Here is a 14,893-nt window from a genome sequence, read left to right as displayed (position 1 = left end):
TGCTTCTCGCCGTCACGCGATCAAGTTAGGTCGGTTCTGAGATCGTAACGGTGACGGTTCCAGTAATCCTCACCCAAGTCGGCTGCTAGTTTCGCGATGATGCGGCCCATGCGTTCACGCAGAGTCGAAATAGAAGCGAGAAGTTCCTCTCTGGGAAGCGCTACGTTGGCGTATTCGCCGCCTTGGTCGAAGCCGCCTTGTCTAAAGTGAAAGCGCTCCCCGACGCGGACAGCGATCATCTCCCAGCCTTGCTCGACGTCTGACCACATCTCTCCGTCAGCGGCATCTCGTAGCCAATCGAACACAAGCTCCATTGAGTCCAGCGTGTCATACCAAGCGAAGCCGATTGCTCCGCCGTCCCATGAAAAATGCAGCCGTAGCCACATGTGATGGCTGAACTCATTGTACGAGTGGCCGTATTGGCGGGCCAGTTGCAACACGGCCTTGTAGTGGTCCACGAGCCCTTGCTCGTTCGGAAGAACATCCTTGGACGCGAGGTCGTAGCGTTCAGCGCTCGTCGTGGCGGGTGCGGGAAGAGCAATCGCACCTGCCTCATCCAGGGAGTTCGGGTCCGGATGGTAAGTGGGCGGCAGGGAAAAGGTAATTTCCGCGTCGGCATTCGGCGTCACCACGGACTTGGCGATCCATGAGCGGTCTTCGACATCGAACATCTTCGCCATTCCCCATAGCTGCACGTTCAAACCTGCACTGAGAAGCTATCGCCTGCAATCGAGCAGTGTCCGCCTCGGCCAATGGCGAAAGAGTCTGCCTTTCGCAGGAAGCGGACCCTTTGAATGCGGGTCGCGAGAAGGTAATCAACTTCGCAATGAAGAACCGGCCCTTCCTTATTATCGCGCTCGCCGCAGCCGTTATCGTGTGGTCTCTTTATCAGAGCCTCGGTGGCATTGAAGGAATGCAGCGCGATCCAACCGTGTCGCTCGGCGTCATTGGCATCGTGGTGCTGATCTCCGTGCCCTTCTTCTGGTTTCGCTATCATCGCCTCCAACGCGAACCGATCTACGAGGCGGTGCGTGACCCAGAGCCCACTGCACCACCCGACAGTCAGCTAGACCGAACGCCACTCGTGTTTGTCGCATCCCGCCTCAAAATCCTGGGATTGCTTCTCTTTTCGGTGCTCGCGTTTTCAGTTGTCGCGCTGATGCTGTGGACGCAGCCCGGTGTCTGCGGCGTGGTCGGAATCGCCACCACAGCACCGTTCATTGTGTTCACATTGGCCATGGCCGTCATCGGTCTGGTGGTGCTTGAGCGTCTAGAAATCACGCCGGAGGGTCTGAAGCACTCCACCTTTTGGCGATCACGGTTGTGGTCTTGGGACGAAATCCGCGACTTGACTTTGATTAAGGGGCGAGCGTTCGGCCTGAGTTGGACCTCTGGCATTGTCTTCAACCGATTTTCTTCTGATCGGTATGCATCGGGTCCAGCGCGCATCATGCTGCGGCCAACTTGGCCGATGGCCTCTGACAAGCTGGCGGATATGTTGAACCGCGCGAGGCTTCGATGGTCGTCACCGAAAGCCTCCGAGTTCGTCCCGGTGCGGAAGGGCCTTTCGCACTATCTGCCCGCAGCGCTCGCGTGGCTGTTTGTTGGCATCATGCTCTATCTGCTCATCGGTCGTCCGTGCGCTTGATGGCCCGCGATTGCTCCCACGTTCATGATGTCTGCTCCGGGCCAGCAGCAGAGTCGGGACGATCCGAAAGCCCAAGCGGACAATCTGGACGGTCCGGAGCTAAGTGCTAGTCTCGGCGGATGCCCTTTGACGCTGGCCCACGACGCCCGGAGCCGATGCCCGTACATCCGGTGGACGAGCCGATCGATTGGCTCGATTGGGGTCTGCGGATCATCGTCTTCGGCTCGTTGCTGGTGCTGTGGCTGCTGTGGGCTGCCACGTCGATGTGGAACGCCGTACTTCAGGGCTGGGGACTCTCCTGAACAGCATGCGGATCGGCACCTGGAACGTCGAGTACGCCGCCGGCGCCGATAAGAACGCGAAGCGGATGGAGATCATCCGCGCAAATCCCGCTGACATCTGGGTGCTGACCGAGACACACGACGATCTCGACCTCTCTCCCACCCACATCGCGGTGCATAGCCATCAGCGGCCCACCGGGCGTCCTGGCGCACGATGGGTTTCGATCTGGACAAGCTTCGAGGTCCTGTATCGCATCGATGTCGTCGATCCGGAGCGGACCGTCGCCGCGATGTTGCACACGCCGCTCGGCCCGATGGTCGTCTACGGCACCGTACTTCCTTGGCATTCCGATCGCGGCAAGCACGACGAAGCTGTCGAGGTGCCGTATTGGTCAGAGCATCACCGAGAAATCCGGCGTCAGGCGACGGAATGGTCCGAACTGCGGGATCGTCACAAGGACGCGCTGATGTGCGTGGCCGGCGATTTGAACATGACCATCGGCGGACCGCATTACTACGGCACGAAGCTTGGGAGATCGCTGCTGGCCGAGGCCATGGACGCCAACCGTCTGACATGCGTGACGTCAACGGATCGGCTGCCGCCCGGCGCACTTCGGTATCCGCCCATCGATCACATTCTTCTCTCCGACAACTACGCCACGAAGACCGAGGTTGCGTCAGCTTGGGAGGGCATACAACGTGGGATGCGCTTGAGCGATCACAGCGGGTTGGTCGTCGCCATTTCGGCATGAGGCATCATGATTTTCGAACGAGCATTGGACGGGGATTTCATCAAGGCTCTCAACAGACTTTACGTCGATGGGTCCTGGTGGAAAGACCTGCTTGAAGATGAAGACGTCTTCATCGCCGTACGCGGCAACTATCTGAACGCGTACTTCCAGGGGTGCAGCCTAGCCAAGATTACGTTCGAACAGGGCGAAGTGTGTACATCCACGCACTACAAGTACCTGCTGCGATCCATCCGCTCGCCGTACATCAAGGCGAAGGCCGGAAAATTTCAATACCCTGACGCCTGGAAAGACCCCGGCAGCGTGTTTGCACAGGGCCTGCATGAAAGGGATACGCTGAAAGCGGCTGCTGAGGTTTACAGCCGAGGCACCGAGCGCGAATTCGTTTCAAACGTGATCACGTCAAAGGTTATCAAGGACCTCGGAAACGTCATCGACGTTGAGATTGCCTTCAGCGTGCCCTCCACGGGTGACACTGACGACGCCACCACGCCACGTATCGATCTTGCTGCGCTCGAACGAACATCTGACGGCGTACAGCTTGTGATGTACGAGGCCAAGCTATTTCAGAATCAAGAACTCCGGTCCGGAAGTGAGCAGGTTCCCGTGTTGGGACAAATCGCTCAGTACGAGGCGGTACTTCGGGAGCACCATGATGACGTTAGGCGCTCATATCTGAATACGGCTCGCATCGTATTAGCAATCGACGGCCTTCCTGTGCCCCGAAAACTTTGGGCACGGCGAATCGTTGAGAACGAACAGAGCTTCAGCGTTTCGCCAAAAGCGCGACTGATCATCGGCAACTTCGACAACGATCAGAAACACGGCAAGGCCTGGAAGCCACACCGGGAGAAACTTGAGCGAAACATTGGCGCTTCTCGGATTTTTGCGGCTAAGGCTGCCAAGACCATTGGCGAACAGATTTCACGAGCATCGACGTGACGCTCACGCTCACAGTCCATCGCGCCACAGATCAGATCGGCGGCAACTGCATCGAACTTCGAAGCGGTGACGAACGACTGATCCTTGATGTCGGTCGTCCGCTTGACGCACCGAAGGATGCGACGGGGCTTATTCCTTCAACGCTCGACGTCACGCGTCCTGCCACGATCCTGATCTCTCATCCGCATCAGGATCACTATGGGCTGCTTGAAGAAGCCCCGGCGCACTGGTCGGTGCGATGTGGCGAGCCCACGCGGCGGCTCATGGTCATTACGGCTAACGTCACCGGGCGCACGATCCCCCAGGCGATCGAACCCTGGAGCACGGGCGTCGCCTTCAACATCGGACCGTTCCAGGTCACGCCGATGTTGACGGATCATTCCGCTTTCGACGCCCACATGCTTCTGATCGAAGCCCAGGGCCGGCGCGTTCTTTACTCTGGCGACTTTCGCCGTCACGGACGCAAATCGACGTTGGTCGAATGCCTGATGCGTGCACCGCCCGAAGACCTCGATGTTCTTCTGATGGAGGGAACGAACCTCGGTTCGGATAAGCCGTGCGTGACTGAGTCCGACCTGGAGGGCCGTTTCGTCGAGCTTTTCCGCAAGACGTCAGGTCGCGTGTTCGTGGCTTGGTCGGCTCAGAACGTTGATCGCACAGTGACGCTCTATCGGGCATGCCTGAAGACGGGACGGACGCTCGTCATCGATCTGTACACCGCCGAGGTGATGGAGATGCTGGCCGAGTTTGGCCGGCTGCCGGCGCCAGGATGGCGACAAGTGAAGGTCGTCATGACGGCTGGCCTCAGGCGGCGTTACGGCGGCGTAGATGGCGACGTTTTCGCGGAGCGAATGGCGAAGCTTGGCATGTCGGCGGCGGCGCTGGAGCAGCCCGACGAGCCATTTGTGGTGATGACCCGCCCATCCTTGATCAGAGACTTCGTTCGAAAAGGCGTCGTGCCCACGAGCGATGACGCGTGGTGCTGGTCGCAATGGAGAGGATATCTGAATGCGCCTGATGGAGCGGCTGTGAAGCAATGGTTCGACGCGGCTGGCAGCCGGGCCGACCACATCCACACTAGCGGTCACGCCTCGACTTCTGATCTTCGCGAGTTCGCCAATGCAATTAATCCGAAGACTCTGGTGCCGATCCACGGCGTGAAGTGGGATGAAAATCAGGAAGGCTTTCCGCCGATCACGCGGTTGAAGGACGGGGAGCCGCTGGCACTTTAGGGGAGTAGGCACCATGGAGGCGCAACTTATTTGGAATACGGATGACGAGGAACATGAGAAAATCCTTCGAAAGCTCTTCCGGCAGGCTGTCCGCCTAGAATGTGCCGTGGCTTTCCTGAAATCGTCCGGCCTCAATCGCCTTAGGACACCGCTTCTTGCTTTCTTGAAGAGAGGCGGCGTAGCGAGATTTGTTGTTGGGTTGGATTTTGCCCTAACCGATCCCGATGCGCTCCAGCAGTTGCTTGATTGGACTAATAAGTTCAATCTCACTCTTTACTGCATTGACAACGGCGGCTCGTGTACTTTCCACCCCAAAGTCTACCAATTTGAAACCGCCGCGAAGCGTCGCAGCGCTCTCGTGGGTTCCGCGAATCTGACCGCCGGTGGCTTGGGCGACAACTACGAGTGCTCGGTGCTCCTCCCGTGCAAGGAGCAGGACATTTCTCCCCTGCTGACATCAACCCTCGAAGCGTTGAAAGCGACTCCCTTCAAGAAGGCAGACCTAGCCCAATATCGGAAAAAGCACGCCATCGCGCGCCGAGCACGAGATCGACAATCAGCGATCATTGAGGAACTGACCGCAGAGCAAACTCAAAATGATTTGGCAAAAGAGCTTGTTCTTTTTCGAGCGGACTCTTCGAACCTCGGTTACGCTGCTCAAGCCAAGTGGCGGGCACGCTCTGCTAGAGATGCGCGCCGCGCAATGAGATTGATTGCCTCCCAGCCCTCATCGCCCTCTGCCCTCTACAAGCGCATGGCATCTCTTTCCTCATGCTTTCACTCACGCATTCCAATGTTTTATGCTCCGTCGATTTCACGGAGACCCCAGGCCTTTCGCAAGCTGGTTCAAGCTGCACTAAATGCAGCTTCTCTGTCGCCGTCAGACGCTTACCGTGCACTGGAGGCGAACGCAGTCCCTGGTGTTGGTCCGAACTGGCTCACAGAGATGCTACACGCGGTAAATCCGCGCCGTTTCGCGGTGCTAAATGCAAACAGCAATGATGGGCTACGCAGCGTTCGCCCCAAACTTCCGAAGAGTACTGGTCGGAAAAGTGTTACGCCGGAGCGGTATGAGGTGTTCTGTATTGCTGCACGCGACGTTGCCAATGAGCTTGGGTTACCCGATCTCGGTCAGCTAGACGCGCTGCTAAGCCGACTGTTCTTTTCCAAGCAGGCCGCAAGTCGTTGACTTTCGTCTTCTACGATACCGAGACCACCGGCACATCGAGGCACTACGATCAGATTCTCCAATTTGCTGCGATCTGTACCGACGATGACTTGAACGAGATCGAACGTTTCGAGCTACGATGCCGTCTCCTGCCGCACGTCATTCCCACTGCCGGGGCTATCCTGCTTACGGGCGTCTCTCTGGATCGGCTGCTAGACCCCACCCTACCGAGCCACCACGACTTCATCTGCCAATGTCACGCCAAGCTCACCGAATGGTCGCCGGCAACATTCATCGGCTACAACTCTGTGCGCTTCGATGAGCCACTACTTCGGCAGGCATTCTATCAGAACCTGAAGCCGATCTATCTGACTAACACTGACGGCAACGCCCGCCAGGATGTGCTGCCGCTCATGCGCGCCGCAAACTGCCTGTCGCCCGGCACTTTCAGGATGCCCACCAACGATGAAGGCAAGGTCTCGTTCAAGCTTGATCGCGTCGCCCCGCTGAACGGTTTTCCAGACCACGATGCCCATGACGCGCTCGGAGATGTGCTCGCAACAATTCATCTCGCTCGGCTACTGAAAGAACGTGCACCAGATGTGTGGCGCCGTTCGCTGACGTTCTGCAATCGGACAGGTGTCGAGAGCTTTATCGACGAGAACGAGTGTTTCTACCTGATTGATACCGTTCGCAACGACGGTGCGGGCTACTTTTCCGTCCCGATCGGCAGACCGAAACATAAAGATCGTCAAGTCATCTGCCTCAATCTCAACGTTGATCTAGCTGAGATCGAAGCGATGGATGCCAACGAGCTGGGCAAGTGGCTTCGTAAGAGCCCACGCCCGGTTCGGCGTTTCCGGACGAACGCGGCACCGCATCTGCTGCATCTCGACGAAGTGCCGGAACATCTCTTTGGAGAGATGACCGCTCGCAAGGCTCGGCTTCGTGCTCATCGCTATATGGACAACAGCAAGCTGCAACGGCGGATAGCCAAGGTGCTGGAAGATGATGAGCGGGAGTACGAAGCCGGGACCACAGTCGAAGAGCAAATCTATGACGGCTTTTATTCAAACACGGACAAGCGTCTGCTCGACCAATTTCACGCGGCGCCGTGGTCAGAACGCTGGGGCATCTCCAAACAGTTCGAAGACAAAAGGCTCAAGTCGCTTGCCCGTCGGCTGATCTACTTCGAACAGCCCGACGCCCTTCCCCCATCACAGCAAGCCCAGGTGGTCCGCAAGATGGCTGCTCGAATGCTGGGCCATGAGAAGGACGGCGATTGGACGTGCATTCCGACCGCTACGAAGGAATTGCGGGAGCGGTGGAGAGAAGCTGACGAGGCGCAGCGCGCTTTATTGAAGCCGCTGCGAGCTTATCTGCAAAACCGGAAGAAGTGGGCAAAATCCATGCTAGGCTCCTGATCGGGTACCAGAAAGGCGCAACATCCCGACTTACCCAAGTATAGGACGCGGTCCTGCCCCTTTGCGGATCGAATATGCAACAGACGGGCGTCGAAGATCGGCTTACGCATCTCCGGTGTGCCGCATGCGACCCTCACTTATGCCGAACCCTTCAAAAGCTCCGCGAGTGACTGGATGCTTCTGTCTACCTGAAAATCCGCACTGCGACGACGCGAGGCTTCGGAAATGCGCCGAGCGAGTGAGGTTGTCTCCAGGACGCGCGTAACACTTCGAGCAACACCTTCTACGGTCGCGCCGTCTACGAGCAATCCGCTCACACCGCTTTCGATCAATTCTCGGTTCCCAGGAATATCGCTTGCAACCACAGGCACGCCGGCCATCATCGCCTCCATGATCTGATGACTGCGTCCCTCATACTCAGACAAAGATAAGAACACATCGGATGCCGAGAGCAACGCGAGGTAACTATCGCGCGGCATTGGACCGATGAAGAGACTGTGTTCGTCCACACCCGCTTCTCGTAGCACGTTCTGCATTTGCGATAGGCACGGCCCTTCGCCGATCGCCAGGAATTTGCACGCGTTGACACGTCTGCACACGTGGACGAATACGCGACACGCCTCAACAAGCCGTTTGTGCGGCACAAATCTTCCTGCAACGAGGATTACGCGATCAGTAGGCCGGAGCCCGATTTTTATCCGCGCACTATCTCTCTCCGAACCAGCGCGGAACGATGTCCCTCCATCGATCAGGACGACGCGAGCAGCAGGAACATCCCAAGCGTGTACAACTCGACGCAGATATTCGCTCGGAACGATCACCGCACGAGCAGATCGCGACACTTGTCGCTGGAGACCACCCAACACACGCACCTGCCATGGCGCTCGACCTCGTGCGCCCGCGATGTGATCATCCAGCGAAACAGTGTATGCGAATCGTAGCCGACCCTGCTCCCACGCATAGTCTCCAGGCACTCTCAAGTAGTATGGTTTTCCTGTCGCCAAGCATGCAAGCAGCGTCGGTACGCCTACGCTTACAGTGTCCAGCGCGAGCACCGCGTCGGCAGACGAAAGCGCTCCAGCAATTCGCTTTGAAAATGCGATGTGACGTGAGCCACGCGGCATACTACGCACGGCGCTAAAATGTTGGACGTCAACTTGGATACCCCATTGCGGAAGCAACTCGCAGAGGTGAGCGCAGAACGTGGCCGGCCCACCAATTTCGGACTGCGATAGCCCGGCGGCGACGACCAGCTTCACGGACAGGCTCTAGTGCATCACGCCCGCCTCGCCACTTTTTCCGCGAGGATCGCCAACAACAGACCGAACATTACGAACCCTAGAAGTGACTCGCTCAACAACATCATCTCTGCCTGCTGGTTCAATGGATCGGCCACGGAGTTTCCAATGAAGGTCATCGCGCTGACATAGAGCACCGTTGACAACTTCCCTGGAGGAACGCCACCGACACTGAATTGCGCCCCCTCCCCCAGCGAGAACGGGAGCGGCGGCGCAAAGTAGGCAGCACCGAGAGCCACAGAAAAACACGCAATGACGAGTAGGCACCAGCAGACCCAAAGGAATAGGTTTCTGCCGTAGTCCGACGTAAGCCACCAAAGAAAGAAAAAGACGCGAAACGCCAAGTTGCCGCGATTGGTATACCGAAGTGCATATAGGTAGTATTGATCCCGCGCGTATCTGTAGAAGACGGGGTCGACGTAAGACGCTCTGTCGAGGTGCGTCTCCATCACGACTGTGCCACGAGAGAGAAAGCGATCCTCGGTGTATCTCACGAATCCCAACGATGCACCGTTGAGCCGGCTTTCTCGCAAGTCCGCATCCTCCAAATGCGCCTTGTTGAGATTGGCTGAAGAGAAGTCCACGCGCCGCAAGGTGGCCTTTTGAAACTGCGCGCGGACTGCCTGGGTGTCCGATAGATTGAGATCGGTCAGCCTGCTTCCCTCGAAACGCCAATAGGAAATGTCGAGCCGTCTACGATCGGAAGGGACACTCCTCCACTGTTGGCGTTCAGCCAAGGGAATGATCGTGACATCGAAACCTCGGAGATCGGGCACCAATATTTCTTGACCGTGCACGTCTCGCACTTCGAGTGAAGCTGTGCCTGCTGCGGCGGCGATGTGCTCTGCGCTCGCTCCTTCAGCGAGCAGTCCAAGGACGGCGCGAACGGTGTCCGGTGTCCAACGTTGGCGCCAACGCTCAACCTGCCGCCAACTCGGATAGCGCCCGCCACCGCGCTTCCGTCGATACTTCAAGGGCTGATCCCCCGTGACGTATTCCGAGTATTCGGTTGTCTTCGCCCCAACGGGCCTTGCAGATTCCGCAGGCTTTTCACTCATGGCAATCTAACCTAGGCCGAAACGCCAAATTCTGGGCATCGGCCAAGTCGTATCATAAGATGCGACGAGGTGGCGGGGGCAAGTCGAAAAATCATGAGGGTGCCGGTGTCGTGCACTAACCGGATCGCGACGCTCAGGGTAGCCTTGCGACCGGGGAACGGGCTTACGCCTCGTACCCTCAGAAGCGAGAAACACTTTCTAACGCCCGTTCGCCTTGTCGTAGAAGGCTGATAGCTGCTGCGCGGAGACTGAGATACGCTGAGAAAAACGGCTCGCTGCTTCCATCCTTTCGGCCTCGTCGCTTGGCGACATCTTTGCGATCTCTCGCCCCCATGCCTGCGGACCAGAACCCAGAGAAAGTCGACGAACCAAACCCGCGACTGCGACAGCTTCCTCAGGCACTCCCTCGGACATCACAATGGGCAATCCGGACGCTTGAGCCTCAACCGCCGCAAGACCAAGCCCTTCCACGCGCGACGGAAAAACGAAGACATCCATCGCACTTAGCAACTCGGGGACATCGCTTCTAACGCCGAGCAAGGTGACCTTTTCTCTCGCGCGGGTATAGGCCAACGTTTCGATCTCGGGCCTGAGGGCACCATCCCCGATCAGCAACAAATGCACGTTCGGTCTCCGCGCGGCACACGCGGCAAATGCGTTTATTAGAAACGTGTGGTTCTTGAAACCAACGAAGCGTCCCACATGCCCAACTAGGAGCGTTGCAGGGCTGATGCCTAGTGAATGACGCATTCGAAGTCGCGCCGCTCGATCAAATGCGAAGCGTTGCTCATTCACCCCATAAGGCAGCACCATAGCGAGTTTGCGGGCATCGAGCCCTTCTTTGCAAACATCTCGTAGTGCCGACATGGATGGGCTTAGATATGCGGTCGCACTTGCGCTCAGCATCTGTCTTGCCACCACAGAAACAACCGGCTTCGTGTCAAGACGACTGCCATGACATGCAGATTGCGTGTGGATGTGCGCAATGCGCACCCTTATTCCCGCGAGCGCTGCGGCACCTAGAACAAACCCGCTGCCCAGATGGTAATGCGAATGGACAACCTGTATTTCCGAGTGCTCACGGAAGAATCGCAACAGCCCCATCATCCACGCTGAAGCGCCCTCACCGGATGGCACGCAGTGTAGCTTGATGTGGTTGGGAAATTCCCTCGCCAAGGGCGTCTCGGACCCCGCCTCCAGCAACAACTCCATTTGGTAGCGAGACGTGTCTACAAGCGGCACGACCTGAGACAGCCACGCTTCTATCCCGCCGTGGCCGAGGGAGCGTAGGACATGCAGCACGGTGATCGGCGCAGGCTTCACCAATCAAGTCGCACGATGGGAACTTGGACGCCGTCGAGACCAAACCAGGGGTCTTGCTCCTGCACCAAATAACTCGTGTGTTCCGACAGGAAGTGCATGATGAAGGTGCGCCCGCCTGCGACTGCGGCCACAGCAGCACCCGCGCGAATGTACTCCTCCAGTCGGATACACGCCGCCTCCGTTCGGCCTTGGGCGGCGCCGATACAAAATCGTAAAAACTCGACCATCTCGTGTTGCGTGGTGCAAAGGAGTTCTGACGAGTCGTAGCGCACCCGAATGGGATGCTCCGCGATCGACACTCCTGACAACTTACAGTTGGCAATTAGTTCAAACGCCCATTGGAAGCTGGGGTCTTCGGGACACTGTTCTAATGCTTCTCGGCTCAGCACTCTCATTCCAGTCGCCACGTCCGACAGGCTGCTACTGGAAATAAGGTTGAATGCAGCCACTGCAAATGCGTTTGCGGCACGCTTCGCACTTGGCACTAGATGCAACTTATCGGGATCACAAAAACGACTCCCAAGTACTAGCCCCGCCTTCGTGATCGCCTGATGGCGAAACAGGCCGACGAGGTCAGCGGGGTCATGTGCTCCATCCGCGTCCATGGTACCCACAACGTCGTAACCGCGCCGCATTAGCTCTCGGATTCCTACGGTTAGAGCACGACCAAAGCCGACATGTTCGCTGCACGAAATTACCGAGGCTCCGTTTTGCGCCGCTATCTCCGACGTTGCATCTTCGCTTCCGTCGTCTACCACGTAAACGCGCGTGTGAAGTCCGACCGCTTCTTTCACGACGCGACCAATCGTTTTTTGCTCATTCCACGCAGGGATCAGCACAGCAACACTGGTCATCGCACGCTCCCGACTGCCTCAGAATACACGTCCGACGACATTGAAAGGAACGCGCCTTCCGAAAAGTCACTCCTGACTGTGCGTTGTGCGTTGCTGATGAGGCGCTGACGGTCTTCCGAACTGCAATTCGTCAGACGCTGAATAGCGTCAGCAAAGGCGATAGGCGTTCTTTCGCTCGCCATAACGCCGTTGCATCCGTCAGTAATCAATTCAGGCACACCGCCTACAGCCCAAGCAACGACGGGAATTTTGCGCGTCATTGCCTCCAGCAGCACGTTCGGTAGTCCCTCGGATAGGGACGTGAGTAATAGACATTGAACTTTAGGGGCGTGCTCCCAAACCGATGAACCCGGGGGGAACGCCCGAATGAAGCCAGCCGATCCGCTAGCGCCTAACTGCCGGACCAACGCCTCTGCCTTCTCGCCAATGCGCGGGAAGCAAATCTCTGCTTCGATGCCGCGTTCGCGTAGTAGGACGAGCAGTGGAACTATCAGGTCCACGCCTTTCACATCCTCAACGCGGTGAAGGAAGCCTATGCGTAGGACAGCATCCTCGACGTAATCGCCTGCGACCGCCGGAGAGACGCCGGGATAGACCACCCGCAAGTTCTCGTCGGCGAGCCCAACGCCGAGAAGTTTGCGTCGAACGTCGTGACAAACTGCCATTGTCAGTGAGAAATGTCGCCCCGCATCCATCAGGCGCATCGCTGTCTCGTTGCTCCATTCGTCGGGCCTATAATGCCTGCCGCCGTCCTCCCAACGGGTTTGTGTGACGCCCAACACTGAACGAACCGCCGGAATTCGCACCTGGGACAGAGCCCACGAGAGATACACGTCGCAGAAGACGTGGTGGCTGTGGATGACGTCCGGTTTTATTTGGTCGATGGCAGCAGCCAACGCGGTACCGATCAGCGCCTCTTCTCTATAAGCACTTCGTCGGATTTGCAGCTTTCGCACCATCCCCAAATCGTCGTTACAAGCGTCTGCCGATTCAAAAATAGCCACCACCGAGCTTGAGTGGGTTGGTCGAAGGCCGCGCACAAGCTGGCGAACTTGCGTCCACATCCCTCCCAACTGGAGCACCGGCATCACATGCAAGACTCGCATTGCACCCCATCATTAGCGATGTCGGCGTAAGTCATGAGCCCGAGGGACGCATTGCCAACCACTCAGAGTCGATTATGACTCGCCAAGGGGAAGTAATGAAGTCGGTGCTCATCACCGGAGGCGAAGGCTACCTAGGACGGCACATTCGCCTAGCCATCGAGTCGGCAGGCATCAGAGCCGTCAGCCTGGACAGGAGTGCGCCTGCCAAGGACCGACCGAGCGCAAGTTCATTTGTGGGCTGCATCAGCCACACTCAATTGATCGAACAGATAATCGAAGACTTCGACGTGAGTGGCGTCATCCACGTAGCGGGCTCAAAATCTACAGCTAATTCTCTAAGCAAGCCCCAGGAGTACTACACCAATAACGTTCACGGCAGCTTTGAGCTATTTAGGGCTGCTCTGCGTGCTGGCGTTAAACGCATTGTATTCACTTCGTCGGCGGCAGTGTATGGGCCGTTCGACGTACCTGCGCGAGAACACGACAAAGCTCGACCTCGCACGCCTTACGGTCGAAGCAAGCTGCTGGCTGAGCAGCTACTTGCGTCAATGTGCACACACGCGAATGCGACCTACGCCATTCTGCGATGCTTCAATATCGCTGGCCAAAACGCATTGTTCTCGTCTCACTATCGGAGGGCGTCTGATCTATTCAGTGTGACTGCGAGCGCTTTCGAGGCCTCGCCAAATCGCATCGATGTGCATGGAACTGACTATCCCACACACGATGGGACTTGTGTTCGGGACTTTGTTCACGTGGATGATGTTTCCGAAGCCCATGTGCTCGCCCTCGCCTATCTCTGGGAGGGCGGCAGAAGTTGCCTCGTGAATTGCGGCACCGGTTACGGAGCCTCGGTCCTTGACGTGATTGCCGCATTCGAAACTGCTACAGGACGGACATTGTGCAGGCGCCCAACGGCGCGTCGTCCCGGCGACGTGCCCTTAAGCATCGCTGACACTTCACTCATGGCCGCGCGACTAGGGTGGAGCCCTTCGCGCAGCGACCTCTTAAGCCTCGTTCACTCGACGATCGCTGTCGGAACACAGGAGCGGTGACTCTCAATTTCGTTCGTATTCGAGAGCCGCTTGGCCGGCCCTGCCCCATCAATCGAAACTCTCCCTAGATTCCCTCAAATCTATCTCTCGTAATTGACTCTCTCAAAACATGAGGCTACAATCGTTTTTGATAGACAGTTGGAGAACGAATGGCCCTGGTGGGTTATTGCCGCGTGAGCACGGGGTCCCAGGACCTCGGCCTGCAGGTTGCGGCGCTGAAGAAGGCCGGCTGCAAGAAGCTGTTCTCAGAGACCGCCTCAGGCGCACAGCGTGACCGTCCAGAGCTTTCTAAGGCGCTGGAGTACCTTCGCGAGGGCGACACGCTGTGCGTCTGGAAGCTGGATCGGCTGGCACGCAGCCTCAAGCAGTTGATCGAGACCGTCGAGCAGCTTGGCGAGCGTGGCATCGGCTTCAAGAGTCTCAGCGAGAGCATCGACACGACCACCCCCGGTGGACGCCTCGTCTTCCACGTCTTTGCTGCGCTCGCTGAATTCGAGCGGGGCATCATCCGCGAGCGCACGAGGGCTGGTTTGGAGAATGCGCGCCGCTTGGGGCGCAAAGGTGGCCGTCCACGATCGATGTCGCCAGATGATGTCGCGGCTGCCCGAGCCTTGTTGAACTCGCCTGACATCACGGTCGAGGCCGTGGCCGAGCGGATGGGCGTGTCGCCGGCTACGTTGTATCGCTACTTCCCGGGCGGAAGATCGGTCATCTAGACTGGTTGCTCGCGCAGGCGACCTGTGGCGGACTTTATC

At 57.8% G+C, this 14,893-nt stretch carries 15 protein-coding genes; 9 read left to right on the top strand and 6 right to left on the bottom strand.

The genetic code is table 11. From position 1 onward, the window contains the following. Positions 1 to 20 precede the first annotated feature (20 nt). Positions 21 to 680: a hypothetical protein gene (locus tag VEA80_RS02175; RefSeq protein ID WP_325059045.1), complete on the bottom strand. Its 660-nt coding sequence runs from the start codon at positions 678 to 680 to the stop codon at positions 21 to 23. Positions 681 to 736: 56 nt separating this feature from the next. On the opposite strand from VEA80_RS02175, the gene VEA80_RS02170 reads away from it, so the two are divergent. The 7 genes from VEA80_RS02170 to VEA80_RS02140 all read left to right on the top strand — a co-directional run bounded on the left by VEA80_RS02170 (position 737) and on the right by VEA80_RS02140 (position 7,444). Further along, a complete protein-coding gene (locus VEA80_RS02170; RefSeq protein WP_325059044.1) occupies positions 737 to 1,648 on the top strand; it encodes a hypothetical protein in 912 nt (303 codons plus the stop codon). A 155-nt stretch (positions 1,649 to 1,803) separates the two neighbouring features. Further along, positions 1,804 to 1,950, top strand: a complete 147-nt coding sequence (locus VEA80_RS02165) for a hypothetical protein (RefSeq protein ID WP_325059043.1) — start codon at positions 1,804 to 1,806, stop codon at positions 1,948 to 1,950. A gap of 5 nt (positions 1,951 to 1,955) precedes the next feature. After that, positions 1,956 to 2,681, top strand: a complete 726-nt coding sequence (locus VEA80_RS02160; protein ID WP_325059042.1) for an endonuclease/exonuclease/phosphatase family protein — start codon at positions 1,956 to 1,958, stop codon at positions 2,679 to 2,681. 6 nt (positions 2,682 to 2,687) lie between these two features. Further along, complete coding sequence (locus VEA80_RS02155; protein ID WP_325059041.1) at positions 2,688 to 3,620, top strand: hypothetical protein; 933 nt, start codon at positions 2,688 to 2,690, stop codon at positions 3,618 to 3,620. Beyond that, complete coding sequence (locus VEA80_RS02150) at positions 3,617 to 4,852, top strand: MBL fold metallo-hydrolase (protein WP_325059040.1); 1,236 nt, start codon at positions 3,617 to 3,619, stop codon at positions 4,850 to 4,852. The genes VEA80_RS02155 and VEA80_RS02150 overlap by 4 nt, the downstream gene beginning before the upstream one ends. Before the next feature lie 13 nt (positions 4,853 to 4,865). After that, on the top strand, positions 4,866 to 6,041 hold the full coding sequence (locus VEA80_RS02145) for a phospholipase D family protein (RefSeq protein WP_325059039.1): 1,176 nt from the start codon (positions 4,866 to 4,868) through the stop codon (positions 6,039 to 6,041). Further along, positions 6,038 to 7,444 carry an exonuclease domain-containing protein gene (locus VEA80_RS02140; RefSeq protein ID WP_325059038.1) on the top strand — a complete coding sequence of 469 codons (1,407 nt, stop codon included), beginning with the start codon at positions 6,038 to 6,040 and terminating at the stop codon, positions 7,442 to 7,444. The genes VEA80_RS02145 and VEA80_RS02140 overlap by 4 nt, the downstream gene beginning before the upstream one ends. Positions 7,445 to 7,581: 137 nt before the next feature. Here VEA80_RS02140 and VEA80_RS02135 read toward each other — a convergent pair whose 3' ends face one another. The 5 genes from VEA80_RS02135 to VEA80_RS02115 all read right to left on the bottom strand — a co-directional run bounded on the left by VEA80_RS02135 (position 7,582) and on the right by VEA80_RS02115 (position 13,041). Further along, on the bottom strand, positions 7,582 to 8,568 hold the full coding sequence (locus VEA80_RS02135) for a glycosyltransferase (RefSeq protein WP_325059231.1): 987 nt from the start codon (positions 8,566 to 8,568) through the stop codon (positions 7,582 to 7,584). A 152-nt stretch (positions 8,569 to 8,720) separates the two neighbouring features. Then, positions 8,721 to 9,800, bottom strand: coding sequence for a pentapeptide repeat-containing protein (locus tag VEA80_RS02130; protein ID WP_325059037.1), 1,080 nt, complete (start codon positions 9,798 to 9,800; stop codon positions 8,721 to 8,723). Positions 9,801 to 9,998: 198 nt separating this feature from the next. Continuing rightward, complete coding sequence (locus tag VEA80_RS02125; RefSeq protein WP_325059230.1) at positions 9,999 to 11,123, bottom strand: glycosyltransferase; 1,125 nt, start codon at positions 11,121 to 11,123, stop codon at positions 9,999 to 10,001. Further along, the gene (locus VEA80_RS02120) at positions 11,120 to 11,977 is read right to left on the bottom strand and encodes a glycosyltransferase family 2 protein (RefSeq protein ID WP_325059036.1); all 858 of its coding nucleotides are present in this window, start codon (positions 11,975 to 11,977) and stop codon (positions 11,120 to 11,122) included. Before VEA80_RS02120 ends, VEA80_RS02125 begins: the two co-directional genes overlap by 4 nt. After that, positions 11,974 to 13,041 carry a glycosyltransferase family 4 protein gene (locus tag VEA80_RS02115; protein ID WP_325059035.1) on the bottom strand — a complete coding sequence of 356 codons (1,068 nt, stop codon included), beginning with the start codon at positions 13,039 to 13,041 and terminating at the stop codon, positions 11,974 to 11,976. Before VEA80_RS02115 ends, VEA80_RS02120 begins: the two co-directional genes overlap by 4 nt. A gap of 116 nt (positions 13,042 to 13,157) precedes the next feature. On the opposite strand from VEA80_RS02115, the gene galE reads away from it, so the two are divergent. Both galE and VEA80_RS02110 read left to right on the top strand, forming a co-directional pair. Then, complete coding sequence (galE, locus tag VEA80_RS20525; RefSeq protein WP_414731488.1) at positions 13,158 to 14,138, top strand: UDP-glucose 4-epimerase GalE; 981 nt, start codon at positions 13,158 to 13,160, stop codon at positions 14,136 to 14,138. Between the two features lie 149 nt (positions 14,139 to 14,287). Then, a complete protein-coding gene (locus tag VEA80_RS02110; RefSeq protein WP_325059034.1) occupies positions 14,288 to 14,854 on the top strand; it encodes a recombinase family protein in 567 nt (188 codons plus the stop codon). Positions 14,855 to 14,893 lie beyond the last annotated feature (39 nt).

Source organism: Vitreimonas sp., from assembly GCF_035627415.1.
In the GTDB taxonomy this organism is placed as follows: domain Bacteria; phylum Pseudomonadota; class Alphaproteobacteria; order Caulobacterales; family Aquidulcibacteraceae; genus Vitreimonas.
Note: the sequence above shows the minus strand (reverse complement) of the source record. Positions and strands in the feature narration are given on the sequence as shown.